We start from the raw sequence: 24,510 nt of genomic DNA on the forward strand, positions 1-24,510 counted from the left end.
ACCGCATGCATGTTCGGGTTTCGCTCGTCGCCGCAGCCCGTGGTTGCCCGCTGCTCGCCGAGCGCTTCGACGACGACCGTCCGCTGGACGTCGCCGGCCGGCTCGCGGTGGAGTCCGCCGCCCGGGGTCTGGTGCCGCTGGGCGCCGCCGACCTGCGCTACTGCTCCCCGACACCGCGCTGCCGGGCCACGGGCGAGGCCCTCGGGTACGCGCCCCTCGCCCAGCCGGCGCTGCGCGCGTGCGACATGGGCCGCTGGCGGGGGCTGACCCTGGCCGAGGCGGCCGCCCACGAACCCGACGCCGTCGACGCGTGGCTCACCGACCCCGAGGCCGCCCCGCACGGCGGCGAGTCGCTGCGCGCCTTCATCTCCCGCGTCGGCGGCTGGCTGGACACCCGGCCCGCCGACGACGGGAGCGCGATCGTGGCGGTGACGGAGCCCGCGGTGGTGCGGGCGGCCCTGGTCTTCGTACTGAAGGCGCCCCCGCTGACCTACTGGAACGTCGACGTGAGCCCCCTGTCCACGCTCACCCTCACGGGCGGCCCGGGCCGCTGGTACCTCTCGCTGCCCACCGCCTCCTGACCCGCCCGGCGCCTCCTGACCCGCCCGGCGGCCGCTGTCCGCCTCAGGGCGCGTGCAGGCGCACGGCGAGGGCGGCGATGTCGTCGTCGAGGCGACCCCTGCTGTAGCGCAGGAGGTCGCGGTGGAGCGCCGCGAGCAGTTCGCGGGGCGGCGTCGGGGGCTGGCGGCCCATCCAGGCCGCCAGCGGGAAGAACTCTCCGTCGCGGGCGCGGGCCTCGGCGATCCCGTCGGTGTAGAGGAGCAGCAGGTCGCCGGGGGTGAAGGGGAAGGTGTCGACGGTGTACCGCTCGCCGATCAGCTCCGCGAGGCTCAGCAGCGGCGAGGGGGTGACCGATTCGAGGACGCGGACCTTCCCGCGGTGCACGAGCAGGGGCGGGGGGTGTCCGCAGTTGAGGACGTCGATCCGCCCGCCCCCGTGCGGGATCTCGACGAGGAGGGCGGTGGCGAAGCGCTCCATCGGCCCCTCGGGTGGGAAGGCGGCGTTGTACCGCATGCTGCTGGCGTCGAGCCTGCGGGCGATGTCGACCATGTCGCCCTCGTCGTAGGCCGCCTCCCGGAAGGCGTTGACGATGGCCGCGGCCGCCCCCACCGCCGGAAGGCCCTTGCCCCGCACGTCGCCGATGAGCAGTCTGACCCCGAACGGCGTGTCGACCACCTCGTAGAAGTCCCCGCCGATGCGGGCCTCCGCCGCGGCCGCCAGGTACAGCGACTCGATCGCGATGCGGCCGAAGCGGCGCGGCATGGGGCTCAGCACCACCTGCTGCGCCGCGTCGGCGACGAGCCGCACTTGAAAGAGGGTGCGCTCCCGCTGGAGCCGGACGTGGCTGCCGTAGGCGGCGGCCACGGTCACCGCGATGATGCCGGCGGCGGTCCACCACGTCCCCAGGTCGGGGAAGACGAGGCCGAGGCCGATCATCAGGAGGAGGCAGACGGTTCCGAGCAGGACGGTGGGGAGCACCGGCCACATGGCCGCCGCGAGGGCAGGCGCCGCGGGCAGGAGGCGGCTGAAGGCCATTTCCGGAGGCGTGGCGTAGGCCAGGCTGGCGATGACGACGGTCAGGATCACCGGCGACAGCCGCACAAGTCTTCCCGGGCCGGGGCGTCTGCGGAGCCGCGGCCGTCCAGACTCGATCACATGTCCCACGATATCCGCGCAATGCGGCCACGGCGCTCTGACGGAGGCCGGGCCCGCCCCGCCGGACCGGGAACGCCCACGCGCCCCGGTGCGACCACCTCACCGACGGGCAGGTCACGCCGCAGGGGCCCTACGGCCCATTCGAACGCTCGGCGCCGGGACCGACGGGCTCGGCCTTCGGGAGTCCGTTGCCGCCCAGGCCCCACGCATCGAGCCCGCCGTAGATGTGGGCCCTGAGGCAGTGGGGGGCGCCGAAGCCCGAGGCTTCGCCGCGGTAGATTGCGATCAGGGAGTCCTTGCCCCGCCACCAGGTGTCAGCGAGTCCCTGGACCTCAGGTACCGGCTCGAATCCGTCGAGATTCAGCTCCTCAACGGCGTCCCCCTTGATCTTCGTGACGATCTCGGCCCAGTAGCCCGCGTGGTCGGCCAGCGCCAGGGCTTCCACCCACCCCTCCGTGCTGGCGTGCAGCGGTGTCCAGCGGTCGGCGTCGATCCCGAATTCGCCTCCCGGCCCGATCATGAACCCGTGGGCCATCGAGACGCGACAGCAGCCGGCCGAGAACCGCCATCCGTCCACGGCCGAGCCTTCGGGCGCATCGGCTTCCAGCACCCGCGGACCGCCCTCGTATGCGGGGGCAGGGGGCAGGGCGATGCCGCCCCAGCGCGCCTGGAAGGCCACGGCCCGGTCGATCTCCGCGGGTGGTATCCCGTGTGTGAGCCATACCTCCCGACAAGGCGTGAGGTCGCGGCGGGGAACACGCAGCCCGTGCCCCTCGACGAAGTGGCGAGCTCGCCGGCTCAGACCTTCAGGCGCCTGAGGAACCAGTGACACTCGGGCGTCCGCCGTCACCGCTCCTGCCTCTCGCACGGAGTGGCTGGCACGGCCGGGCGCGGTGGTGCGGACGGCTGCGGAGCGCGGGGCCACCGGACGGGGTGGCCTCCGGGGTCGTCGGTGAGCCAGGAACCGTCGCCCAGGGGTACCAGCTCGTAGGGGTTGCTCACCTCCACGGTGAATTCGCCGCGGGGCGTGCCCGTGCGTACGTCGACCAGGTGGTAGCGGAACCACTCGTCCTCGTCCTCGCTCTCACCGCCCAGGATCACGATGGCCGTGTCCTCGGTGAGGTAGCCGCCGCTCCATTCCACGAAGGTCTCCTCCGGGTCGTACCCGAAGGCTTCGACGGGGAGGGTGAAGAGCACGTCCCCGTGGGGGTGGCCGTGGAAGGCGACGTCCGCCTGCCCGTGGTCCACGGTCATGAACTGCCGCCCGGACGGCGCCAGGCCGATCAGGCAGCGGTCCGTCCACGGGTACGTCACGAACTCGGGCTCGCCGTCCGCCCCGCCCGTACCCCGGAGCATGACGGAGCCGTCCTGGCCCTCACCGACGTCGAGGTAGATGCTGCCGTCCACGGGATGCACGTGGTGGAAGGCCGCGTGTCCGACCGTCTCCAGCTCCCGGCGGGCGAGAACCGCACCGCTGTCGGCGTCGTGCACGACCCACTGGTCCCCGTCTCCGCGTTCCGCCATCGCGTCCGGCCGGTAGACCCACACCGTCCGGCCGTCCAGAGACAGCACACAGCCGGGCCGGTGGCCATGGCGTACGACAGAGTGCGGCTCGAAGTCCGACGCCCACACGAGGGCGCCGGCACGCGTGAGGCAGACGACTCCATTCAGCGTCGTGTACACGACCCGCTCCAGATCCTGCCGGACCACCGACGCCACGACCTCGTCGCCCTCGCGCGGCCGGAACACCGCCGCGGGCTCCAGCGCCCCGTAGACGCCGGCGTCCACGACGTAGGCGTGGATCCGCCCGTCGCGCTGACGCGTGAAGACCTTCGGCTGCGGCTCAGGAAGCATCCGAGGAGGCTAACGTCCAGGTCGCACGGCTCAAGATCCGGGGCGGGTGGTGTCTTTGCATAAAACTGCGGTGATACGTATAGTCATGCCATCGACGAGGAGGGTCCGATGGCAGTACGTGTAGCGGTGGCCGGTGCGAGCGGGTACGCGGGCGGGGAACTCCTGCGCCTGCTGCTCTCGCACCCCGAGGTGGAGATCGGAGCGCTGACCGGGCACTCCAACGCCGGACAGCTGCTCGGGTCCCTGCAACCGCACCTGGGCCCGCTCGCCGGGCGCACCCTGGAGGCGACGACCCCCGAGGTCCTCGGGGGACATGATGTCGTGTTCCTCGCGCTTCCGCACGGCCAGTCCGCCGCCGTCGCCGCCGAGCTCGGCGACGACGTGCTCGTCGTCGACATGGGCGCCGACCACCGGCTCAAGGACGCCGCCGACTGGGACGCCTTCTACGGCGCCCCGCACGCTGGCACCTGGCCCTACGGCCTCCCCGAGCTGCCCGGCGCCCGCGCCGCCCTGGCGGGGGCCAAGCGGGTCGCCGTCCCCGGATGCTTCCCCACCGCGGTCTCGCTCGCGCTCTTCCCCGCGTACGCCGAGCAGCTCGCCGAGCCCGAGGCCGTGATCGTCGCCGCCACCGGCACCTCCGGCGCCGGCAAGGCCCTCAAGCCCCACCTGCTCGGCTCCGAGGTCATGGGCTCCGTCAGCCCGTACGGCGTCGGCGGCGGACACCGCCACACGCCCGAGATGGTGCAGAACCTCTCCCCGGTGGCCGGACAGCGCGTCTCCGTGTCCTTCACCCCGACGCTCGTCCCCATGGCGCGCGGCATCCTCGCCACCTGCTCCGCCAAGGCGCTCCCCGGCACCACCGCCGAGCAGCTCCGCGCGGCCTACGAGAAGGCGTACGCCGACGAGCCCTTCGTCCGGCTGCTCCCCGAGGGACAGTGGCCCGCCACCCAGTCCGTCACCGGCTCCAACGCCGTCCAGGTCCAGGTCGCCTACGACGCGTCCGTCGGGCGGATCATCGCCGTCAGCGCGATCGACAACCTGACCAAGGGCACCGCCGGCGGCGCGGTGCAGAGCATGAACATCGCCCTCGGGCTCCCCGAACAGCTCGGCCTTTCCACGATCGGAGTAGCACCGTGAGCGTCACGGCAGCACAGGGATTCACGGCGGCGGGCATCGCCGCCGGGATCAAGGCGAACGGCAACCCGGACCTGGCCCTCGTGGTCAACAACGGGCCGCGTCTGGCCGCCGCGGGCGTGTTCACCTCCAACCGCGTCAAGGCCGCGCCCGTGCACTGGTCCGAGCAGGTCCTGCGCGGCGCCACCGTCAGCGCGGTCGTCCTGAACTCCGGCGGCGCCAACGCCTGCACCGGCCCCAAGGGCTTCCAGGACACCCACGCCACCGCCGAGAAGGTCGCGGACGTCCTCAACGCGCTCGGCACGGGCGCCGAGTTCAACGCGGGCGAGATCGCCGTCGCGTCCACCGGCCTGATCGGCATCCTGCTCCCCATGGACAAGCTGCTGCCCGGCATCGAGATCGCGGCCGCCGCGCTCGACGCCGACGGCGGCGAGGCCGCCGCCGTCGCCATCAAGACCACCGACACCGTGCACAAGACCGCCGCCGTCTCCCGGGACGGCTGGACGGTCGGCGGCATGGCCAAGGGCGCGGGCATGCTCGCCCCGGGCCTCGCCACCATGCTCGTCGTCCTCACCACCGACGCCGACGTGGACAGCGCCGCCCTCGACACGGCGCTGCGCTCCGCCACCCGCACCACCTTCGACCGGGTCGACTCCGACGGCTGCATGTCCACCAACGACACCGTCCTGCTGCTGGCCTCCGGCGCGTCCGGCCGGGTGCCGGAGCAGGAGGCGTTCGCCGAGGCCGTACGGGCCGTGTGCGACGACCTCGCCCGCCAGCTGATCGGCGACGCCGAGGGCGCCAGCAAGGACATCCGCATCGAGGTCGTCGGCGCGCTCAGCGAGGACGACGCCGTCGAGGTCGGCCGGTCCATCGCCCGGAACAACCTCCTCAAGTGCGCCATCCACGGCGAGGACCCCAACTGGGGCCGGGTGCTCTCCGCGATCGGCACCACCGCGGCCGCCTTCGACCCGGACCGGCTGAACGTCGCCATCAACGGCGTCTGGGTCTGCAAGAACGGCTCGGTCGGCGAGGACCGCGACCTGGTGAGCATGAAGGACCGCGAGGTGCGCATCACCGCGGACCTGGCGTCCGGCAGCGAGTCCGCCGTGATCTGGGCCAACGACCTGACCGCCGAGTACGTCCACGAGAACAGCGCGTACAGCTCATGAGCGACGACAAGGCCGGGCAGCCCGGCAGCGGCAGCAGCGCCCACCCGGGCACGGCGCGCAAGCACACCGCGCTGCCCAAGGCGGAGATCCTCATCGAGGCCCTGCCCTGGCTCACCCGCCACAACGGCAAGGTCGTCGTCATCAAGTTCGGCGGCAACGCCATGATCGACGACGACCTGAAGGCGGCCTTCGCCCAGGACGTGGTCTTCCTGCGGCAGGCCGGCCTCAAGCCGGTCGTGGTGCACGGCGGCGGTCCCCAGATCAACGCCCAGCTCGACAAGCAGGGCCTGATCAGCGAGTTCAAGGCGGGCCTGCGCGTCACCACCCCGGAGGCCATGGACGTCGTACGCATGGTCCTGGCGGGTCACGTCCAGCGCGATCTGGTCGGGCTCCTGAACCAGCACGGACCGCTCGCCGTCGGCCTGACCGGCGAGGACGCCCACACCATCACCGCCACCAAGCACAGCCCGGAGATCGACGGAGAGCTCGTCGACATCGGGCGGGTCGGCGAGATCACGTCCATCAACACCGGTGCCATCGAGGCCCTGCTGTCGGACGGCCGCATCCCGGTCGTCTCGTCCATCGCGCGCAGCGCCGACGACCACCACGTCTACAACGTGAACGCCGACACGGCCGCCGCGGCCCTCGCCGCCGCCCTCGGCGCCGAGACGCTCATGGTCCTCACCGACGTCGAGGGCCTCTACGCGGACTGGCCGAACAGCGACGAGGTGATCAGCCGGCTCACCGTCAGCGAGCTGGACAAGCTGCTGCCCGAGCTGTCCAGCGGCATGGTGCCCAAGATGGAGGGCTGCCTGCACGCCGTCCGCAACGGCGTGACCACCGCCCGCGTGATCGACGGGCGGGTCCAGCACTCGATCCTGCTGGAGATCTTCACGGACGAGGGAATCGGCACGATGGTCGTGCCGGACGAGCCGCAAGGGGGAGCGAAGTGACCGCGCACACCACCAACCAGGAGTTGGGCGACCGCTGGCGGGGCGCCCTGACCGACAACTACGGGACGCCCGCCCTGGCCCTCGTACGCGGCGACGGCGCCCAGGTCTGGGACGCGGACGGCCGGCAGTACACCGACTTCGTCGGCGGCATCGCGGTCAACGCGCTGGGCCACGCCCACCCCGCGATCGTCGAGGCCGTCACCGGACAGATCTCCACCCTCGGCCACGTCTCCAACCTCTACGTCTCCGAGCCCGTCGTGGCGCTCGGCGAACGGCTGCTCCAGCTCTTCGGCCGCCCCGGCCGGGTCTTCTTCTGCAACTCCGGCGCCGAGGCCGTCGAAGCCGCCTTCAAGATCGGCCGGCTGACCGGGCGCAGCCACATGGTCGCCACCGACGGCGGGTTCCACGGCCGCACCATGGGCGCCCTCGCCCTCACCGGCCAGCCGAAGAAGCAGGAGCCGTTCCTGCCGCTGCCCGGCGACGTCACGCACGTCCCGTACGGAGACGTCGAGGCCCTGCGGGCCGCGGTCACCGAGGAGACCGCGATCGTGGTCATCGAGCCGATCCAGGGCGAGAACGGCGTCGTGGTCCCCCCGGCCGGATACCTGACGGCCGCCCGCGAGATCACCCGCGCCACCGGCACCCTGCTCGTCCTGGACGAGGTCCAGACCGGCATCGGCCGCTGCGGCCAGTGGTTCGAGCACCAGGCCCACGAGGGCGTGGAGCCCGACCTGGTCACCCTCGCCAAGGGTCTGGGCGGCGGCCTGCCGATCGGCGCCGTGGCCGCCTTCGGCCCCGCCGCCGAGCTGCTCCGGCCGGGCCAGCACGGCACCACCTTCGGCGGGAACCCCGTCGCGTGCGCCGCCGGCCTCGCCGTCATCGACACGATCGCCGCCGAAGGGCTCCTCGACCGGGTCAAGGAGCGCGGCGAGCAGCTGCGCTCCGGCATCGAGGGAACCGGCCACCCGCTGGTCTCCCACGTCCGCGGCGCCGGGCTGCTGCTGGGTATCGTGCTGACCGAGCCCCTCGCGCCCCAGGTGCAGCAGGCGGCTCAGGACGCCGGCTTCCTGGTCAACGCGCCCGCTCCGGACGTCGTACGGCTGATGCCCCCGTACGTACTCACCGAGGCCGAGCTGGACGCGTTCCTCCGGGCCCTGCCCGGCATCCTCGACACAGCCCACGGGGACGGATCCGGAGAATGAGACGACGATGACCCAGGCGCAGGAGAACGACCACGTCGGGCAGGCCGTCCCGCAGACCCGCACCGCACGGCACCGGCGGATCGTGGACATCCTCAACCGGCAGCCCGTCCGCTCCCAGAGCCAGCTGGCCAAGCTGCTCGCGGACGACGGGCTGAGCGTGACCCAGGCGACGCTCTCGCGCGACCTCGACGAACTCGGGGCGGTGAAGATCCGCAACACCAACGGCGAGCTGATCTACGCGGTTCCCAGCGAGGGCGGCTTCCGCACCCCGCAGGCCCCCCTCGGGGAGTCGGCGAAGGAGGAGCGGATGCGGCGGCTCTCCGGGGAGCTGCTGATCTCGGCCGAGGCCTCCGCCAACCTGGTGGTCCTGCGCACCCCGCCCGGGGCCGCGCAGTTCCTCGCGTCGGCGATCGACCAGGCCGAACTGCGGGAGATCCTCGGCACCATCGCCGGCGACGACACGCTGATGCTGATCAGCCGGGACCCGCTGGGCGGCCAGGCCCTCGCCGACCACCTGCTGCGCCTGGCGCAGAAGGAAGGCTGACCCCTCAGGGCCTCCACCCCTGCCCGCGCGGCTGTCGGACCCGCGGCCCGTGGCTTGCGGGTCCGCCGGCGCGTCGCCCGCCGGTCAGTAGCGGGTCACGGCGAGGGCCCCCGACCCGGTGCCGATCGCGATGTGCGGGCTCCGGCGGGGGTCCGCCCAGCGCAGCAGCGCCCGCATGGCCCGGTCCGGCACGGACACGCAACCGGCCGTCGCGCCCCTGCCGTTGACGTGCAGGAAGATGCCGGCGCCCCGGCCGCGGACCGGCCGGTCGTAGTTGAAGGCGACGACCAGCGCGTGCGCGTACTGGGTGCCGTAGTCCGCCAGGTGCTCCGCCTCGCCCGGCGCGCAGTCGGCGGGCAGCGGCTGCGTCCAGCGGTTGTAGCTGCCGGAGGCGTTGTCCTGGCACCACCACGCGTCGTCCGTCACCCGGCGGTAGCGGTACCGCGTGCCGGCGGGGGCGCTGCGGATCCCGAAGGCGTACGGGAGCGCGTACAGCCCCGTCGGCGTCGTGTTCGTGCCCTGGACGCGGCTCGCGCCGTCGGTGAGCCCGTTCGCCCCGAAGCGGGCCTCGGCGCTCCCGGCCTCGAACCAGCGGCCCGCCCGCCGGTCCCACCAGGTGACCCGCCCGGTCGTCGACCCGGGTGCGGGGGCGACCGCGGTGATCAGCTGGCTGCCCCCTCCGGTGTCGGCGAGCCGGGCGGGCAGCGGCGAAGGGCCCTGGGGGAGCAGGGCGGTGACGATCAGTGAGCCGGTGACGAGAGCGGTACGCAGCACACGTCAGACGGTACGGGGCGGAAGGGGCAGCGGCAGCGCAGGCAGGCCGTCGACGCTGGTCGCGATGAAATCCTTCTTCTCGCAGTACGCGGCGAACTCGTCGTCCGTCTTGCGGCCGAAGTACTCCGCGTGCAGGGTGCGCTCGCCCTGGTACTCCATGAAGGGGACCGCGTACCCGCACACGTCGGTGATCCGGCGGGCCCGTACGACGATGACGGCCCGGGCGGCCGGCCCGTCGGCGTCGCCGAACAGGGCGACCAGTCCGGCCCAGCGGGGGTCGTCGCGGAAGACCGCCTCGCCCTCGCCGTGGATCCGCACGATGTTCGGCGGCCCGCTGAACGCGCACCACATCAGCGTGATCCGGCCGTTCTCGCGGACGTGGGCGATGGTCTCGGCGCCGCTGCCGCCGAAGTCCAGGTAGGCGAGGGTCTGGTCGTCGATGACGACGAGGGTTCCCGAGCGGCCCTTGGGGGAGAGGTTGACGTGTCCGTCACCCGCGAGCGGGGCGGTGGCGGTGAAGAAGACGGGCTGCTCCTCGATGAACCTGCGGAGCCGGTCGTCTATGCGTGCGTGGAGTTTTCCCATGGAGATCATTATCCGTTCGTCGGGGAGGTGCGGAGGGGGAGTCCGAGCTGCCGCCGTATGCGGTGCATGACGTATTCGCTGAACAGGCCCGTGCAGCGGTCCAGCAGGGCGCCCACCTCCGGGTCCCCGGTCGGCAGGGCGGGGGGACGGTGGGGGGACCACAGGCTCTGGACGTACTGCCCGGCGATCCGGCGCAGGTCCGCGTCGCCGTCCGCCAGCAGGTCCACCGACACGCGCAGCGCGGCCGTTCCGCCCCGCGCGCGCAGCAGCCGGTACGCGGCGCGGCGGGTGTGCGGCGGGCGGCCCGGCACGACGCGCTCCAGCAGCGGGCCGGGGTGCAGCCGGTCCGCCGAGGCCCGCAGGCTCAGCGAGGCCTCGCGGGCCACGGCGGGCGCGGGGTCGTCCAGCAGCGGCTCCAGCAGGACCGTGTCGTGGGAGTCGAGCAGTCGCAGCCCGGCGACGGCGCCGGCCCGCACCGCGCCGGCGGGGTGCGCCAGCAGCGTCCGCAGCAGCGGGGCGTCCTCGCGGCCGCCGCACTCGGCGAAGCCGAGCACCGCGGTGGCCGTGACGGGCCCCGGGCCCGTGACGCGCGCGCGGGTCAGCGCGTACGGGTCACCGCCGTCCTGGCGCACCACCCAGCGGGCGCAGGCCCGGACCAGCCCGGAGCGGTCCCCGAGGTACGGCCCGGCCTCGGCGCCCCGCCCGGCCCGCCGCAGCAGGGTGACCCCGGCGGAGCGGACCAGCGGGCCGTGCCCGCCGAGCAGGGTGTCGACGGCCTCGGCGTCCGGTCCGCCGGGGGAGGCCGCGGCCAGGGCCAGGGCCGCGTCGGTCCACGTCCGGCCCGTGGCCGGATCGTGCTCCGCGGCGGCCCGGCGCGCCAGTTCCCGTACGTCGTGCGTCCCGGCCCCGACGGCGATCCGGGCGGCGAGCCGCCGGGTGGGCAGGTCGGGGCTGTCGTCCAGCCCGGCCAGGGCGGGGCCGCCGGCTCCGGTGCGCAGGGCCTCCTCGAACAGCTCCCGGGCCCAGACGCCCTGCTCGCGGCGGCCGAGCAGCAGCACGAGCGGGGTCAGCCGGAGCAGTGCCGCCAGCGGGTCGGCGGCCAGCAGCTCCGCCAGGACGCGCCGGGCCTCCCGCCGTACGGGGGGAGCCCAGTCGGCGCACCGGATCGCGACGAGCTCCGGCGTGGGGTGCGGGGACCCCAGGGCCCGCTGCCGGATCCGTCCGTCGGGGTGGCAGAGCGCGGCCTCGGGGCGGTCGGCGCCGGCGTACCGGGATGCGGCGTACGAGCGGATCTCCTCGTCGAAGGCGGTCCACGCCTCCGGCCCCGCGCCAGGCAGCACCGGTCGGGCTCCGCCGGCCGCGCCGCTCAGGACGGCCTGCGCCGCCGCCCGGCCCCGCTCGGTCTCCTGCCGCCGCTCGGCGCCCATGTGCCCTCCCCGGGGTGTGTCAGGTACCGATCCTAGGGAGCGGGTGGGGGCGGCGCCTCCGATATTCGGGCTGGTCACGGGGGTACAGCCGGGCTCGATTGACGAAACATACGGACTAATGCATAGTTATGCCTGTCGTTGGATGTGCCGTACGCAGGGGCCCCGGCCCCGGCCCCGGCCCTTCCCCGGAGACCGTCGCGCATCGCGACCCCGCCCGAGTCGTTGGGCAGTACGGGCAGGACCGGCGGCACCGGCGACACCAGCAGGACCGGCAGTACGCCGACGGCCTCCCCGCACCCTCCGCGGCGGGGAGGCCGTCGCACACCCACCCCCTTGAGGAGCAGTAGCTGTGAGCAGCAACAACGGTGACGTCCGGCTCTGGGGCGGCCGCTTCGCCGACGGCCCCGCCGAGGCCCTCGCGAAGCTGTCCGCGTCGGTCCACTTCGACTGGCGCCTCGCCCCGTACGACATCGCCGGCTCCCGGGCCCACGCGCGCGTGCTGCACAAGGCGGGCCTGCTCACGGCCGAAGAGCTCGACCGCATGACCGACGGCCTGAACCGGCTCGAAGCCGACGTGGCGAACGGCTCCTTCACCGGCACCATCGCGGACGAGGACGTGCACACCGCCCTGGAGCGGGGGCTGCTGGAGCGGCTCGGCGCCGACCTCGGGGGCAAGCTGCGGGCGGGCCGGTCCCGCAACGACCAGGTGGCCACCCTCTTCCGGATGTACCTGCGCGACCACGCGCGGATCGTCGGCGGTCTGATCGCGGACCTCCAGGACGCCTTGGTCGGCCTGGCCGAGAGCCACGCGGACGTGGCCATGCCCGGCCGGACCCACCTCCAGCACGCGCAGCCGGTGCTGTTCGCCCATCACGTGCTGGCCCACGTGCAGGCCCTGTCCCGGGACGCCGAGCGGCTGCGCCAGTGGGACACCCGGACCGCGGTCTCCCCGTACGGCTCGGGCGCCCTCGCGGGCTCCTCCCTGGGTCTGGACCCGGAGGCGGTCGCCGCCGACCTGGGCTTCGAGCGCGGATCGGTCGGCAACTCGATCGACGGCACGGCCTCGCGCGACTTCGTCGCCGAGTTCGCCTTCATCACCGCGATGATCGGGATCAACCTGTCCCGCATCGCGGAGGAGATCATCATCTGGAACACGAAGGAGTTCTCCTTCGTGACCCTGCACGACGCCTTCTCGACCGGGTCGTCGATCATGCCGCAGAAGAAGAACCCGGACATCGCGGAGCTGGCGCGCGGCAAGTCGGGGCGTCTCATCGGCAACCTGACCGGCCTGCTCGCCACGCTGAAGGCGCTCCCGCTCGCGTACAACCGGGACCTCCAGGAGGACAAGGAGCCGGTCTTCGACTCCTGCGACACCCTGGAGGTCCTGCTGCCGGCCTTCACCGGCATGATGGCCACCCTCACGGTCAACCGGGAACGCATGGAGGAGCTGGCTCCGGCCGGCTTCTCGCTCGCCACCGACATCGCGGAGTGGCTGGTCAAGCAGGGCGTGCCGTTCCGGGTGGCGCACGAGGTGGCCGGCGAGTGCGTCAAGGTCTGCGAGGGCGAGGGCATCGAGCTCGACCAGCTCACCGACGACCAGTTCGCGAAGATCTCGGAGCACCTGACCCCGGAGGTCCGGACCGTGCTCAACGTCAAGGGCGCCCTGGCCTCGCGCAGCGGCCGCGGCGGCACCGCCCCGTCGGCGGTCGCGGTCCAGCTGACCGAGCTGAAGGCCGACCTGGTCATCCAGCACGCCTGGGCGATCCACAAGCAGTAGCCGCGGTCCCCGGAGGGGCGGCCGGAGCATCCGCTCCGGCCGCCCCTCCGGCGTGTGCCGGGACCGGGGCCGGCGCCCCTCACCGTGCCCAGTCCGCCAGCGCGTCGAAGTCGGCCCGGACCAGCCCGACCTGCTCGTCGATGCGCAGGAGCAGCGCCCGGGCGGGGTGGTGCATGGCGACGTACTCGCGGTCCGCGTCCCGGATGTCGTCGTCGATCCAGGCGAAGGGGCGCGTCCCCGCGTACGGGAGGACGTACTGGGTCTTCCAGAAGGTCCCGCGCGGTGCGCGCCCGTGCATCACCGGCCAGTCGACGAAGGGCAGCCGGGGCAGCCCCAGGTGCGGGCCTATCCAGTCGTTGGCCTCGTCCTTCCAGGTCGTCGCCCACACGAGGTCGTACGTCCGCGCCAGCGCGAGCAGCTCCGCGCCGTGCCCGTGGTTCAGCCAGACCCGCAGCGGCTTCGCGCTCTCGGCCTCGCGCCAGCCCGTCGGGCGCATCCGGTGGGTGGTGTAGCCCTCGGGGCGGCGCTGTGCCTTCGCGGCGTACGGGTTCAGCGGCCCGTCCACGTCGATCAGCAGCAGCGGCCTGGGGGCGTTCGGCGGATTCATCTCGGCAGCATTCCTTCCGGGCGGCCCGGGGGCAGCCCATTTTCCGGTCGAATGAGACAGTGGCGTCTCATTCGGGTTATGGTTGTCTCATGGCCATGGATCGTGACCAGGTGCTCCGCGACGCGGCGGCCCTGCTCTCCCGCAAATCGACCGCGACGATGGACGAGGTCGCGCGCGCCGCCGGAATCGGGCGCGCCACCCTCCACCGGCACTTCGCGGGGCGCGACGCCCTCGTACGGGCGCTCGAAGAGCTCGGCATCCGGGAGTTCGAGGTGGCGTTCGACAACGCCCGCCTCGACGAGGACACGGCGGTCGACGCCCTGCGGCGGCTCGTCGCCGAGGCGGAGCCCAACGCGGAGCTGCTGGCCTTCCTCGTCACCGAGAACCAGCTGTTCGAGGGGGACGGGATCCACGAGGGATGGGCCCGCCTGGACGCGCGCGTCGGCGCGCTCTTCCGGCGCGGCCAGCAGGAGGGCGACATCCGGATCGACCTGAGCGCCGCCTGGCTCACCGAGGCCCTCTACGGGCTCATCGGCACCTGCGCCTGGGCCGTGATGGACGGCCGGGTGGCCGCCAAGGACTTTCAGTACATGATCATCGAGTTGCTGCTCGGTGGGGCACGACGGAGCGTGGAGTGATGAGCCGAACCGAAGAGCTGAGCAGGAACAAGGGGGCGGAGGGGAGGAGCCCCGGGCGCTGGCTGGCGCTCTGCGTGCTGGTCCTGGCCGTCCTGCTGGTCGCGGTGGACGCCACCGTGCTCGGGCTCGCGACCCCGGCCCTCAGCGAGGACCTCCAGCCGTCCGGCACCCAGCTGCTGTGGATCGGCGACATCTACTCCTTCGTCATCGCCGGTCTGCTCGTGTCCATGGGCTCCCTCGGCGACCGCATCGGCCGCAAGAAGCTGCTCCTCGTCGGCGCCACGGCCTTCGGCGCCGTCTCCGTCCTGAACGCGTACGCCACCAGCCCCGAGATGATGATCGTCGCCCGGGCCCTGCTCGGCGTCGCCGGCGCCACCCTGATGCCGTCCACCCTCGCGCTGATCCGCAACATCTTCCAGGACCCCCGGGAGCGCAGCCTCGCGATCGGCGTCTGGGGCGCCGCCGCCTCGGCGGGCGCGGCCGTCGGACCGGTCGTCGGCGGGGCCCTGCTCCAGCACTTCTGGTGGGGCTCGGTCTTCCTCATCAACCTGCCCGTGATGATCGTCCTGGTCGTCGTCGGCGTCAAGCTGCTGCCCGAGTCCAAGAACCCGGTCGCGGGCCCCTGGGACCTGGTCAGCGTCGCCCTCTCCCTCGTCGGCGTCATCGGCGTCGTCTACGCCATCAAGGAAGTCGCCACCCACGGCATGACCTGGGGCGTCTGGGCGGCCGTCGTCATCGGCGGCGCGTGCCTGTACGCGTTCGTCCGGCGCCAGTTCAGCCTGCCGTCCCCGCTGCTCGACATGCGGCTCTTCAAGCACCGCGGGTTCTCCGGCGCCGTGCTCGCCGACCTGCTGACCGTTTTCGGCCTTTCCGGACTGGTCTTCTTCCTCTCCCAGTTCCTCCAGCTCGTCCAGGGACGCGACCCGCTGGAGGCGGGTCTGGCGGAGCTGCCCGCCGCCGTCGGCGCCGTGGTCACCGGCCTGCTCGCCGGCCGCTACGCCCGCCGGTACTCGGTGCGCTCCATCGTCGTCGGCGGCCTCACGGCCATCGGCCTGGCCCTGGGCGTCCTCACCGTCATCCACAAGGACACCGGCTACCCGCTGCTCGGCGCCGCCCTGCTGGCCGTCGGTCTCGGCGCCGGCTTCTCGTTCACCGTCACCGCCGACGTCATCCTCTCCAGCGTCCCCAAGGAACAGGCGGGCTCCGCCTCCGCCGTCTCCGAGACCGCGTACGAGCTCGGCGCCGCGCTCGGCATCGCCCTGCTCGGCTCCGTCGTCACCGGCGTCTACCAGAGCTTCACGGCCCCCGCCTCGGTCCCCGGACCCGTCGCGGACGCCGCCCACGAATCCCTCGGCGGAGCCGTCGAGGCCGCCAGACAGCTGGACCCGCGGACCGCCGAGCAGATGGTGGGCGCGGCCCAGGAGGCCTTCGTGGACGGCCTGCGGCTCGCCTCGGGGGTCGGCGCGGCCGTCCTGCTGGCCACCGCCGCGGCCGCCTGGTTCCTCCTCAAGGGCCAGGAGCTCCAGGACGGAATCGAGCACTGACCAGGTGTGATCCGGCCAAAAGGCGCCGCACTGAACACAGTTGACAGTTCGTGGACCACGGGACACCATCCCCAGCGATGGAGATCAACGACCTGACCCCGGCCGAACGCCGCCTGTGGGACGCCTTCCCGCGCGGCGAGGGCGTCGACTTCCGGACCGGCCCGGACGAGGACGCCGCCGACGGCGGCGGCTGGGGTCCGGAGCGCACCGTGCGCGCCGGGGTGATCACGGCCCTGCTGCTCAACGGCCCCCGCACCCCCGGCCTGGTCGCCGGACTCAACGTCCGCGGCGCCCGGATCACGGGCAAGCTGGACCTGAAGTACGCCGTGGTGGAGCACGCGATCCGGCTGCGCGGCTGCTGGTTCGAACGCAAACCCCTCGTGTACGGGGCCCAGCTGCGGGCCCTGGTGCTCAGCGACTCGGCGCTGCCCGGACTGACCGCCACCTCCGTCAGCATCGACGTCGTCCTGCGGATGCCCTGCTGCACGATCACCGGGCCCGTCCGGCTGTCCGGCGCCCGGATCGCCGGCGGCTTCTTCCTCCAGCGCGCGGTCATCGGCCGCCCGGGCGACGAGCACGAGGCCGCGGAACCGATCCTCCAGTTCAACCACGCCGACATCGGCACCGACGTCATCGCGATGGACCTCACCGTCCACGGCCAGACCCGCATCAACGGCGCCACCGTCGGCGGCCAGATCAACCTCGACGGCGCCCGGCTGCTCGCCCCCGGCGGCACCGCCCTGCACGCCGAGACCCTGACCGTCGGCACGGACCTGCGCGCCATGCGGATGGAGGCCCGCGGCCGCGTCAACCTGACCGGCGCCCGCATACCGGGCCAGCTCAACTTCGCCTACGCCCGCTTCCTCAACCCCGGAGGCGTCGCCCTGCGCGCCTCCAGCTGCCTGGTCGGCGAGGTGTGGCTGCGGTCCTGCGAGACCATCCAGGGCGGCCTGAACCTGCGGCGCTCCCAGTTCGACCGGCTGCACATGCCCCCCGAGACCTGGCCGCAGGAGATCCGCATCGACGGACTCACCTACCGGACCCTGGCCCCGCACCTCCCCGCCGAGGAACGCCTGCCCGCACTGGAACGCGAGGAGACGGGCTACCTCCCGTACGCCTACGAACAGCTCGCCGCGGCCTACCGCACCGCCGGCGACGAGGCAGCGGCCCGGACCGTCCAGCTCGCCAAGCTGCGCCGGCACCGCCGCACCCTGCCCCGGCACGCCCGCGCCTGGGGCCTGCTCCAGGACGTCACCGTGGGCTACGGGTTCCGGCCGATGCGCGCGGCGGGCTGGCTGCTGGCGCTCTTGGCCACCGGGGTCGTCGCGTACTGGACCGGTCCGCCGCGGCCCCTCAAGGCGGGGGAGGCGCCGGACTTCAACCCGGTGTTCTACACGCTCGACCTGATGCTGCCGATCGTCGGCTTCGGACAGGAGTCCGCGTACGCGCCGAGCGGTTTGCACCAGTGGCTGTCGTACCTGCTGATCATGACCGGCTGGATCCTCGCCACCACGACGGCGGCGGGCGTCAGCCGGTCCCTCCAGCGGCAGTAGGCGCGGCCCTACGCGGCCTTCGCCTTGGTGGCGTACATGTCCACGTACTCCTGGCCCGAGAGGCGCATGACCTCGGCCATCACCGAGTCGGTGACGGCGCGCAGCACGTACCGGTCGCGGTCCATGCCCTCGTAGCGGGAGAACTCCATCGGCTCGCCGAAGCGGACCGTGACCCGTCCCGGCCGCGGCATGCCGGCACCGCCGGGCTGGAGCTTGTCGGTGCCGATCATGGCGAACGGGACCACGGGGGCGCCGGTCATCAGGGTCAGCCGGGCGATGCCCGTGCGGCCGCGGTACAGGCGGCCGTCGGGGGAGCGGGTGCCCTCGGGGTAGATGCCGAAGACCTTGCCCTCTTCGAGGATCCGGCGGCCGGTCATCAGGGCCGCGACCCCGCCGTTGGCCCCGTCGCGGTCGACGGGGATCATCCCGGAGCCGGTGAAGAACCACGCCATGAGGCGGCCCTTGACCCCCTTGCCCGTCACGTACTCGTCCTTGCCGATGAAGTGGACCGTGCGGTCGCACACCAGCGGCAGGATCATCGAGTCGATGAAGGTGAGGTGGTTGCCCGCCAGAATCACCGGCCCGGTCCCGGGAATGTTCTCGATGCCCTCCACACGGGTGCGGAACATCATGCGCATGACCGGTCCGACAGTGGCTTTGATGAGCGCGGTACGGAACAACGTGGGCCCTCCGGCATCGAAAAGCGGGTTCGCACACGCCACCACACGGCGGTAGTGCAGGTGAGGACGATACTCGCGGGTCGGCTCTGATCGCACATCGGGTTCACGAGTCGGATACGCAGTGTTGACGCGCGTTTCCGCCATGTTCCCCCCGCACACGTCCGCCGGCCACCACCCCCTGCCTACCATCGGCACGCCGATCGGGGGCCGCGTGACACCAGAGATCCCGGGACCCGCGGCCCTTTTCCGACGGGGAGTGGCACGCATGACGCAGCGTGGGGCAGCACGGCGCACGGTCCTGGGAGCGGCCGTCCTGGCGGCGGGCGCGGCCGCGGCGGGCATCCCGGCGGGAACCGCGGCGGCGGCCGGAGCGGACCGCGGCGACGGCGGGTACCGGGACCTCCCCGTCCCGACGGTGATCGGCCACCGGGGCGCCAGCGGGTACCGACCCGAGCACACCATCGGCTCCTACCAGCTCGCCCTCGACCTCGGCGCCGACGTCATCGAGCAGGACCTCGTGCCGACCCGCGACGGCCACCTCGTGTGCCGCCACGAGAACGAGATCGGCGGCACCACCGACGTCGCCGACCACCCCGGCTTCGCCTCTCGGCGCACCACCAAGTCCGTCGACGGGGTCTCCGTCACCGGCTGGTTCACCGAGGACTTCACCCTCGCCGAGCTGAAGACGCTGCGGGCCAAGGAGCGCATCCCCGCCGTCCGCCAGCGCAACACGCTCTACGACGGCCGCTGGGCCGTGCCCACCTTCGACGAGGTGCTGCGCTGGGCCGACCGCGAGGGCAGGCGCCGCGGCAAGCGCGTCTGGCTGCACGCCGAGACCAAGCACCCCAGTTACTTCCGGAGCCTCGGCCTCGGCCTGGAGGAGCCCCTCGCGAAACTGCTGCGCCGCCACGGCCGCGACGGCCGCGACGCCGCGCTGTTCCTCCAGTCCTTCGAACCGTCCAGCATCCAGCGGCTCTCCCGGCTGGTCTCCGCCCCGCGGGTGGTGCTGCTCTCCGCCGCGAACACCCGCCCCTGGGACTTCGAGCTGGCGAAGGACCCCCGTACGGTCGCCGACCTGGTCACGCCCGCCGGGCTGAAGTGGATCGCCGGCTTCGCCCAGGGCATCGGCCCGACCATGGACCTGATCCTCCCGCGCGACGCGGCCGGACGGCTCGGGGCCCCCACCACCCTGGTGCGGGACGCCCACGCCCGCGGACTGCTCCTGCACCCCTACACCGCGCGCAACGAGAACAGCTTCCTGCCGGCCGAATACCGCAAGGGCACCGACCCGGCCGCCTACGGCGACGCCTTCGGCGCGTTCCGCACGTACTTCGAGCAGGGCATCGACGGCATCTTCACCGACAACCCGGACACCGGACTGCTCGCCGCCGAGGACTTCCGCCCGGGCCGCCGGCCCGTCAACCGCTGACCGGGACTCCTCGAACGGGTGGCCCGGGCCCGGCGCGGAAACCGCCGGGCCCGGGCCGCTCGTCCCGCCCGGCATGGACCTGCTGAAGAAGGCCGACCTCTTCGAGAACCTCGGACCGCTGCTCTCCGCCGAAGCGGCCGCGGAGGCCCCGGGCACCGGAGTCGACCCGGCCGACCTGGAACAAGCCGTCTGGGTCAGGCTGTTGGAGAGCGGCCGCCGCGCCCCCGACCCCACCGACCCGGCCGAGCCCGCGCGCTGGCTGCGCCGGGCGGTGCGCGCCGAGGCCCGCCTCGCCCGCCGCCGCGTGCGCCGGGAGGTTCCGTACGACCCGAACGACCGCCGCCGCCCCGTCGCCGAGGGCAGGCGCCGCCGCGCCGGGGACGGCGGCCCGCCGTCCGGCCCGGGGACCGGCGCGGCCGCGGGCAGGGGAGCGGAGCCGGAGGACGCGCTCCTGCACGGCGAGACGAACCGGGCCCTGCGGTCGGCGGTGGCCCGGCTGCCCGGACGCTGTCCGGAACTCATGCAGGCACTTCTCTCGCCCCGAGACCTCACTTACCGTGAAATCGCAGGAGAGTTGGGTATCTCACAAGGAAGTTTGGGGCCCGTCCGTTCCCGTTGCCTGGGATGTCTGCGCAGAATGCTGGCTGCAGAGGTTGCGGCTCCTGGCCTGCGGGGAAAGGAGCGGTAGACCGACGGGCTACCAGGTGAGCGGGAGGCATGCGCACATGGGCATGAGCGTGACCATTTCGGCGGCGGCTGCCGAGGACGCTGAGCAGATCTTCAAACTGCAGTACCTGGCCTTCCAGCGCGAGGCCGAGCTGTACGGCAACTACCTCATCCAGCCGCTCACCCAGTCCCTCGACTCCCTCAAGGGGGAGCTCGCCGCGGACACGGTCCTGGTGGCGCGGCTCGGCGACGAGGTCGTCGGCTCCGTCCGCGGCAGCGTCGACGAGGACGGCACCGGCAAGATCACCAAGCTGTGCGTCCACCCCCGGCTCCAGGGTCACGGCCTCGGTGCGCGCCTGCTGCGCGCCGTCGAGGAAGCCCTCGCCGGCGGCGGTGGCACCGTCCGCTTCCGCCTGCACACCGGACACCGGAGCGAGTCCAACCTGCGTCTCTACCGCAAGGCGGGCTACACCCAGGTCGGCGGCCGCACGGCGTCCGACGGGGTCCGGCTGGTGATACTGGAGAAGGAAGCCAAGGCCGCCACCGACTTCGCGGTCAGCGCCTAGTCAGGCTCCCGGACCCGGACCCTGACCCGGACCCGGACACGGGTTCCGGAGCGGCGTCAGCGCCTGCGCAGCCAGAGCATCCCGGTGATCGGCAGGATCACCGGGATGAACAGGTAGCCCATTCCGAACTGCGACCACACCGTCGTGTCGGGGAACGCCTCGGGCCGGACCAGGGTCCAGGTCCCCACGGTCAGTACGCCGGCCAGCTCGGCCGCGCAGCAGAGCAGCGCGGCTCGGCGGGCCCGCTCCCCGCCGCGCACGAGCGAATACGTGATGAACGCGTACGCCAGCGCGGCCACCGCGGACAGCGCGTACGCCAGCGGCGCCCGGTCGAACTCGGTGGAGATCTGGTAGGCGGACCGGGAGACGGCGCCGACCACCATCACCCCGTACAGCCAGACCAGCAGCAGCCCGGGCCCGGAGACCAGCCGCTTGCGGCCGGCCGGCGTGTGGGTGGTCGTGTCAGGCACCGGTGGTTCCCCAGATGTCGTAGAGCCGTACTTCGAGGACGGCGAGGACCAGCGCGCCCGCGGCCACCGTCACCGAGCCCCATTTCGTGCGCTCGGTCAGCGAGAGCATCCCGGCGGCCGGGACCGTCGCGAAGGCGCCCAGCAGGTAGGCCACGAAGATCACCGTGCCCTCGTCGGGCTCGCCGCCGCCGGCCAGCTTCACCAGCCCGACCACCAGCTGGGCCAGGACCAGCGCGGTCACCACGGCCATGCCGATGAAGTGCCAGTCCTTGGTCGGCTGGTCCCGCCAGGCGGCGTGGCCGCACCAGGCGGCGAGGGCGAGTGCGGCCACGCCGATGGCGACCGTCAGGGCGTCGAGCATGCAGCGAGGGTATTACGGGCCGAAAGACCCGATGCGCGCACCCCTCGGCCCGCGCTTTGCTGGACGGTATGAACCTCCACGCCGACGCCCTCCTGTTCGACAACGACGGCACGCTCGTCTCCTCCATGGAATCCGTGCACCGCTGCTGGACGCGGTGGGCCCGGGAGCACGGGATCACCGAGGAGGAGTTCGCCCGCGTCGAGCTGCACGGCCGGCCTGCCGCCGAGATCATCGCCGAGCTGCTGCCCCCCGCGGCCCGCGCCGGGGCCCTCGCCCGGATCGAGGCCCTGGAGGTCGAGGACGTGGCCGGCGGCGTCGTCCTGCTCCCCGGCACGAAGGACCTGCTGTCCACGCTCCCCCCGGACCGCTGGGCCGTGGTCACCTCAGCCACCCGCCCGCTCGCCGGCGCCCGGCTGCGCGAGGCGGGCATCGACTCCCCGGTGATCGTGTCCGCCGACGACGTCACCCGCGGGAAGCCCGACCCGGAGCCCTTCCTGCTGGCGGCCCGGCGCCTGGGCGTGGATCCGGCCCGGTGCGTGGTCTTCGAGGACGCCCCCGCCGGCCTCGCGGCCGGGAGGGCGGCCGGCATGCGGACGGTGGCCTTGACCACAACGCACCCCGCGGCGGAGCTCGACGCGGACGTGGTCGTGCGGGACCTGTCGGCCGTGTCCGTGCAGGTCAGTGCCACCGGTCTGACGATCGGGACGGACGGCTGAAGCTGACCGCTGTTGTCCGGTATGTGGTCGAAAGACGTCCGCATACCGGACGACATTGATCGGTCACGGGAGAGGTCTGCTTTACTTGGGCCCATGACCACGACGAGCAGCCGCACCCTTGCGACCGAGGCGACGATGACGCCCGGTGCTCGTTGTATGTGTCGAATGTGCGCCTTCTGAGGGCCCCACACCGAACCTCGCGCCCCGAAGCGAGACGGCGGAGCCGCTCCGCCACCGCTTCCCGCAGCGCGGATCGTTCCTGCCCCACGCACGGGTCGACATGATCGTTTTCTGACGGTTCGACCCGTATCGCGTCCCCAGATGTTTGCCCCGTGCCCGGCACCCGCTGCGCCGTGCACTCGACAGCGACGGAAATCCTGTGATCACCACATCGGGCCTCACGAAGGTCTACCAGTCCCGTGGCCGCGAGGTCACCGCCCTGGACGGCGTCGACCTCCACGTCCGTGAGGGCGAGGTCTACGGAGTCATCGGCCAGAGCGGCGCCGGCAAGTCCTCCCTGATCCGCTGCGTGAACCTGCTGGAGCGCCCCACCACCGGCACCGTGAGCGTCGACGGGGTCGACCTGACCGCCCTCGCCGGCCGCGGCCGCCGCGCCTCCAAGGAGCTGCGCGAGGCCCGCAGCCGGATCGGCATGGTCTTCCAGCACTTCAACCTGCTGTCCTCGCGCACCGTCCAGGGCAACATCGAGCTGCCCCTGGAGATCCTCGGCGTCTCCGGCCGCGAGCGCTCCCGCAAGGCCCTCGAACTCCTCGCCCTGGTCGGCCTCGCCGACAAGGCCAAGGCCTACCCCGGCCAGCTCTCCGGCGGCCAGAAGCAGCGCGTCGGCATCGCCCGCGCCCTGGCCGGCGACCCCAAGGTGCTGCTCTCGGACGAGGCCACCAGCGCCCTGGACCCCGAGACCACCCGCTCGATCCTCCAGCTGCTGCGCGACCTCAACCAGCAGCTCGGCCTGACCGTCCTGCTCATCACGCACGAGATGGACGTGGTCAAGTCCGTCTGCGACTCGGCCGCCCTCATGAAGAACGGCCGCGTCATCGAGTCCGGCACCGTCTCCGAACTGCTCGCCACCCCCGGCTCCGAGCTCGCCGGCGAGCTCTTCCCGGTCACCGGCGCCGCGACCGGCCCCGACCGCACGGTCGTCGACGTCACCTTCCACGGCGAGGCCGCCGCGCAGCCGGTGATCTCCCAGCTGTCGCGCACGTACAACATCGACATCTCGATCCTCGGCGCCGCGATGGACACCGTCGCCGGCCGGCAGATCGGCCGCATGCGCATCGAGCTGCCCGGCCGCTACGAGGACAACGTCGTGCCGGTGGGCTTCCTGCGCGAGCAGGGCCTCCAGGTCGACGTGGTCGACGCCGAACCGGACGCCGACATCGACGCCGAACTCGACTCCGAGATCGCCGCACTGGTCAAGGATGGTGCCAAGTGACCTGGTCCGAGATGCAGCCCCTGCTCACCCAGGGCACGTACGACACCCTCTACATGGTCCTGTGGTCCACCCTGGTGACCGTCCTCGGCGGACTGCCCATCGGCATCCTCCTGGTCCTGACCGACAAGGGCGGGCTGCTGCAGAACCAGCCGCTCAACAAGGTCCTCGGCGTCATCGTGAACATCGGCCGTTCGCTGCCGTTCATCATCCTGCTGATCTTCCTCATCCCGGTCACCACGGCCGTCGTCGGCACCTTCATCGGCCCCACCGCCATGATCGTCCCGCTCGCCATCGGCGCCATCCCCTTCTTCGCCCGGCTCGTCGAGACGTCCGTCCGCGAGGTGGACCACGGCCTGATCGAGGCCGTCGAGTCCATGGGCGGCTCCGTCCCCACCCTGGTCGGCAAGGTCCTGCTCCCGCAGGCCCTGCCCTCCCTGGTCGCCGGCGTCACCACGACCGTCATCACGCTGGTCGGCTACTCCGCCATGGCGGGCGCGGTCGGCGGCGAAGGACTGGGCTCCAAGGCCATCACGTACGGCTTCCAGCGCTTCGAGACCGGCTTCATGGTCGCCACCGTCGTCGTCCTGATCGCCCTCGTCACCGTGATCCAGCTGATCGGCGACGGCGCGGTCCGCCTCCTGGCCCGCCGCGGCCGGACCACCTGAGACCACCGGCCCCCCCCCGGCCGG

The 24,510-nt window shown here is 72.8% G+C and carries 26 protein-coding genes; 16 read left to right on the top strand and 10 right to left on the bottom strand.

What is annotated here, in order from left to right; genetic code table 11:
• Positions 1-5 precede the first annotated feature (5 nt).
• Positions 6-581 carry a histidine phosphatase family protein gene (locus ACZ6S8_RS13335; protein ID WP_469455183.1) on the top strand — a complete coding sequence of 192 codons (576 nt, stop codon included), beginning with the start codon at positions 6-8 and terminating at the stop codon, positions 579-581.
• A gap of 43 nt (positions 582-624) precedes the next feature.
• On the opposite strand, the gene ACZ6S8_RS13340 is transcribed toward ACZ6S8_RS13335, so the two are convergent.
• From ACZ6S8_RS13340 to ACZ6S8_RS13350, 3 genes are all read right to left on the bottom strand, one after another.
• Complete coding sequence (locus tag ACZ6S8_RS13340) at positions 625-1,716, bottom strand: PP2C family protein-serine/threonine phosphatase (protein WP_469455185.1); 1,092 nt, start codon at positions 1,714-1,716, stop codon at positions 625-627.
• Between the two features lie 130 nt (positions 1,717-1,846).
• Complete coding sequence (locus tag ACZ6S8_RS13345; RefSeq protein ID WP_469455187.1) at positions 1,847-2,566, bottom strand: hypothetical protein; 720 nt, start codon at positions 2,564-2,566, stop codon at positions 1,847-1,849.
• Positions 2,563-3,570 carry a hypothetical protein gene (locus ACZ6S8_RS13350; protein WP_469455189.1) on the bottom strand — a complete coding sequence of 336 codons (1,008 nt, stop codon included), beginning with the start codon at positions 3,568-3,570 and terminating at the stop codon, positions 2,563-2,565. The genes ACZ6S8_RS13345 and ACZ6S8_RS13350 overlap by 4 nt, the downstream gene beginning before the upstream one ends.
• Positions 3,571-3,678: 108 nt before the next feature.
• Between ACZ6S8_RS13350 and argC the strand changes: the two genes are divergently transcribed.
• From argC to ACZ6S8_RS13375, 5 genes are read left to right on the top strand one after another with little or no spacing between them, the layout of a single operon-like run.
• Complete coding sequence (gene argC / locus ACZ6S8_RS13355; RefSeq protein WP_469455191.1) at positions 3,679-4,707, top strand: N-acetyl-gamma-glutamyl-phosphate reductase; 1,029 nt, start codon at positions 3,679-3,681, stop codon at positions 4,705-4,707.
• Positions 4,704-5,876: a bifunctional glutamate N-acetyltransferase/amino-acid acetyltransferase ArgJ gene (gene argJ / locus ACZ6S8_RS13360; RefSeq protein WP_469455193.1), complete on the top strand. Its 1,173-nt coding sequence runs from the start codon at positions 4,704-4,706 to the stop codon at positions 5,874-5,876. Before argC ends, argJ begins: the two co-directional genes overlap by 4 nt.
• Positions 5,873-6,829 (top strand): acetylglutamate kinase, encoded by a 957-nt coding sequence (gene argB, locus ACZ6S8_RS13365; protein WP_469455195.1) that lies wholly within the window; start codon positions 5,873-5,875, stop codon positions 6,827-6,829. Before argJ ends, argB begins: the two co-directional genes overlap by 4 nt.
• Complete coding sequence (locus ACZ6S8_RS13370; RefSeq protein WP_469455197.1) at positions 6,826-8,031, top strand: acetylornithine transaminase; 1,206 nt, start codon at positions 6,826-6,828, stop codon at positions 8,029-8,031. Before argB ends, ACZ6S8_RS13370 begins: the two co-directional genes overlap by 4 nt.
• A gap of 7 nt (positions 8,032-8,038) precedes the next feature.
• Positions 8,039-8,575, top strand: a complete 537-nt coding sequence (locus ACZ6S8_RS13375; protein WP_383925879.1) for an arginine repressor — start codon at positions 8,039-8,041, stop codon at positions 8,573-8,575.
• 84 nt (positions 8,576-8,659) lie between these two features.
• On the opposite strand, the gene ACZ6S8_RS13380 is transcribed toward ACZ6S8_RS13375, so the two are convergent.
• From ACZ6S8_RS13380 to ACZ6S8_RS13390, 3 genes are read right to left on the bottom strand one after another with little or no spacing between them, the layout of a single operon-like run.
• On the bottom strand, positions 8,660-9,346 hold the full coding sequence (locus ACZ6S8_RS13380) for a L,D-transpeptidase family protein (RefSeq protein ID WP_469455468.1): 687 nt from the start codon (positions 9,344-9,346) through the stop codon (positions 8,660-8,662).
• Between the two features lie 6 nt (positions 9,347-9,352).
• Positions 9,353-9,934: a pyridoxamine 5'-phosphate oxidase family protein gene (locus tag ACZ6S8_RS13385; protein ID WP_469455200.1), complete on the bottom strand. Its 582-nt coding sequence runs from the start codon at positions 9,932-9,934 to the stop codon at positions 9,353-9,355.
• A gap of 8 nt (positions 9,935-9,942) precedes the next feature.
• Positions 9,943-11,361, bottom strand: coding sequence for a hypothetical protein (locus ACZ6S8_RS13390; protein ID WP_469455202.1), 1,419 nt, complete (start codon positions 11,359-11,361; stop codon positions 9,943-9,945).
• A gap of 349 nt (positions 11,362-11,710) precedes the next feature.
• On the opposite strand from ACZ6S8_RS13390, the gene argH reads away from it, so the two are divergent.
• Positions 11,711-13,138 (top strand): argininosuccinate lyase, encoded by a 1,428-nt coding sequence (argH, locus tag ACZ6S8_RS13395; protein ID WP_469455204.1) that lies wholly within the window; start codon positions 11,711-11,713, stop codon positions 13,136-13,138.
• A gap of 79 nt (positions 13,139-13,217) precedes the next feature.
• Here argH and ACZ6S8_RS13400 read toward each other — a convergent pair whose 3' ends face one another.
• Entirely contained in the window at positions 13,218-13,745 is a 528-nt protein-coding gene (locus ACZ6S8_RS13400) for an HAD domain-containing protein (protein ID WP_469455206.1), read from the bottom strand.
• Between the two features lie 89 nt (positions 13,746-13,834).
• Here ACZ6S8_RS13400 and ACZ6S8_RS13405 point away from each other — a divergent pair, with 89 nt between their 5' ends.
• The 3 genes from ACZ6S8_RS13405 (at position 13,835) to ACZ6S8_RS13415 (ending at position 17,480) form a co-directional block, all read left to right on the top strand.
• Complete coding sequence (locus ACZ6S8_RS13405) at positions 13,835-14,383, top strand: TetR/AcrR family transcriptional regulator (protein ID WP_469455208.1); 549 nt, start codon at positions 13,835-13,837, stop codon at positions 14,381-14,383.
• Positions 14,383-15,927, top strand: a complete 1,545-nt coding sequence (locus ACZ6S8_RS13410; protein ID WP_469455210.1) for an MFS transporter — start codon at positions 14,383-14,385, stop codon at positions 15,925-15,927. The genes ACZ6S8_RS13405 and ACZ6S8_RS13410 overlap by 1 nt, the downstream gene beginning before the upstream one ends.
• Before the next feature lie 77 nt (positions 15,928-16,004).
• Complete coding sequence (locus tag ACZ6S8_RS13415; RefSeq protein WP_469455212.1) at positions 16,005-17,480, top strand: membrane-associated oxidoreductase; 1,476 nt, start codon at positions 16,005-16,007, stop codon at positions 17,478-17,480.
• Positions 17,481-17,488: 8 nt separating this feature from the next.
• On the opposite strand, the gene ACZ6S8_RS13420 is transcribed toward ACZ6S8_RS13415, so the two are convergent.
• Positions 17,489-18,118, bottom strand: a complete 630-nt coding sequence (locus ACZ6S8_RS13420; RefSeq protein ID WP_267722737.1) for a lysophospholipid acyltransferase family protein — start codon at positions 18,116-18,118, stop codon at positions 17,489-17,491.
• Positions 18,119-18,425: 307 nt separating this feature from the next.
• Between ACZ6S8_RS13420 and ACZ6S8_RS13425 the strand changes: the two genes are divergently transcribed.
• The 3 genes from ACZ6S8_RS13425 to ACZ6S8_RS13435 all read left to right on the top strand — a co-directional run bounded on the left by ACZ6S8_RS13425 (position 18,426) and on the right by ACZ6S8_RS13435 (position 20,821).
• The gene (locus tag ACZ6S8_RS13425) at positions 18,426-19,589 is read left to right on the top strand and encodes a glycerophosphodiester phosphodiesterase (protein WP_469455215.1); all 1,164 of its coding nucleotides are present in this window, start codon (positions 18,426-18,428) and stop codon (positions 19,587-19,589) included.
• 73 nt (positions 19,590-19,662) lie between these two features.
• The gene (locus ACZ6S8_RS13430) at positions 19,663-20,277 is read left to right on the top strand and encodes a sigma-70 RNA polymerase sigma factor region 4 domain-containing protein (RefSeq protein ID WP_469455217.1); all 615 of its coding nucleotides are present in this window, start codon (positions 19,663-19,665) and stop codon (positions 20,275-20,277) included.
• A 37-nt stretch (positions 20,278-20,314) separates the two neighbouring features.
• Positions 20,315-20,821, top strand: a complete 507-nt coding sequence (locus ACZ6S8_RS13435) for a GNAT family N-acetyltransferase (protein WP_469455218.1) — start codon at positions 20,315-20,317, stop codon at positions 20,819-20,821.
• 56 nt (positions 20,822-20,877) lie between these two features.
• Here ACZ6S8_RS13435 and ACZ6S8_RS13440 read toward each other — a convergent pair whose 3' ends face one another.
• Together ACZ6S8_RS13440 and ACZ6S8_RS13445 are read right to left on the bottom strand one after the other, a co-directional pair.
• Positions 20,878-21,291: a hypothetical protein gene (locus tag ACZ6S8_RS13440; RefSeq protein WP_469455220.1), complete on the bottom strand. Its 414-nt coding sequence runs from the start codon at positions 21,289-21,291 to the stop codon at positions 20,878-20,880.
• On the bottom strand, positions 21,284-21,652 hold the full coding sequence (locus tag ACZ6S8_RS13445) for a hypothetical protein (RefSeq protein ID WP_267722743.1): 369 nt from the start codon (positions 21,650-21,652) through the stop codon (positions 21,284-21,286). The genes ACZ6S8_RS13440 and ACZ6S8_RS13445 overlap by 8 nt, the downstream gene beginning before the upstream one ends.
• A 68-nt stretch (positions 21,653-21,720) precedes the next feature.
• Here ACZ6S8_RS13445 and ACZ6S8_RS13450 point away from each other — a divergent pair, with 68 nt between their 5' ends.
• From ACZ6S8_RS13450 to ACZ6S8_RS13460, 3 genes are all read left to right on the top strand, one after another.
• Positions 21,721-22,368, top strand: a complete 648-nt coding sequence (locus ACZ6S8_RS13450; RefSeq protein ID WP_469455222.1) for an HAD-IA family hydrolase — start codon at positions 21,721-21,723, stop codon at positions 22,366-22,368.
• Positions 22,369-22,747: 379 nt separating this feature from the next.
• Complete coding sequence (locus ACZ6S8_RS13455; protein ID WP_469455224.1) at positions 22,748-23,821, top strand: methionine ABC transporter ATP-binding protein; 1,074 nt, start codon at positions 22,748-22,750, stop codon at positions 23,819-23,821.
• A complete protein-coding gene (locus tag ACZ6S8_RS13460) occupies positions 23,818-24,486 on the top strand; it encodes a methionine ABC transporter permease (RefSeq protein WP_469455226.1) in 669 nt (222 codons plus the stop codon). The genes ACZ6S8_RS13455 and ACZ6S8_RS13460 overlap by 4 nt, the downstream gene beginning before the upstream one ends.
• Positions 24,487-24,510: the final 24 nt, after the last annotated feature.

The sequence above is a fragment of the Streptomyces sp. NPDC048461 genome (assembly GCF_055587105.1).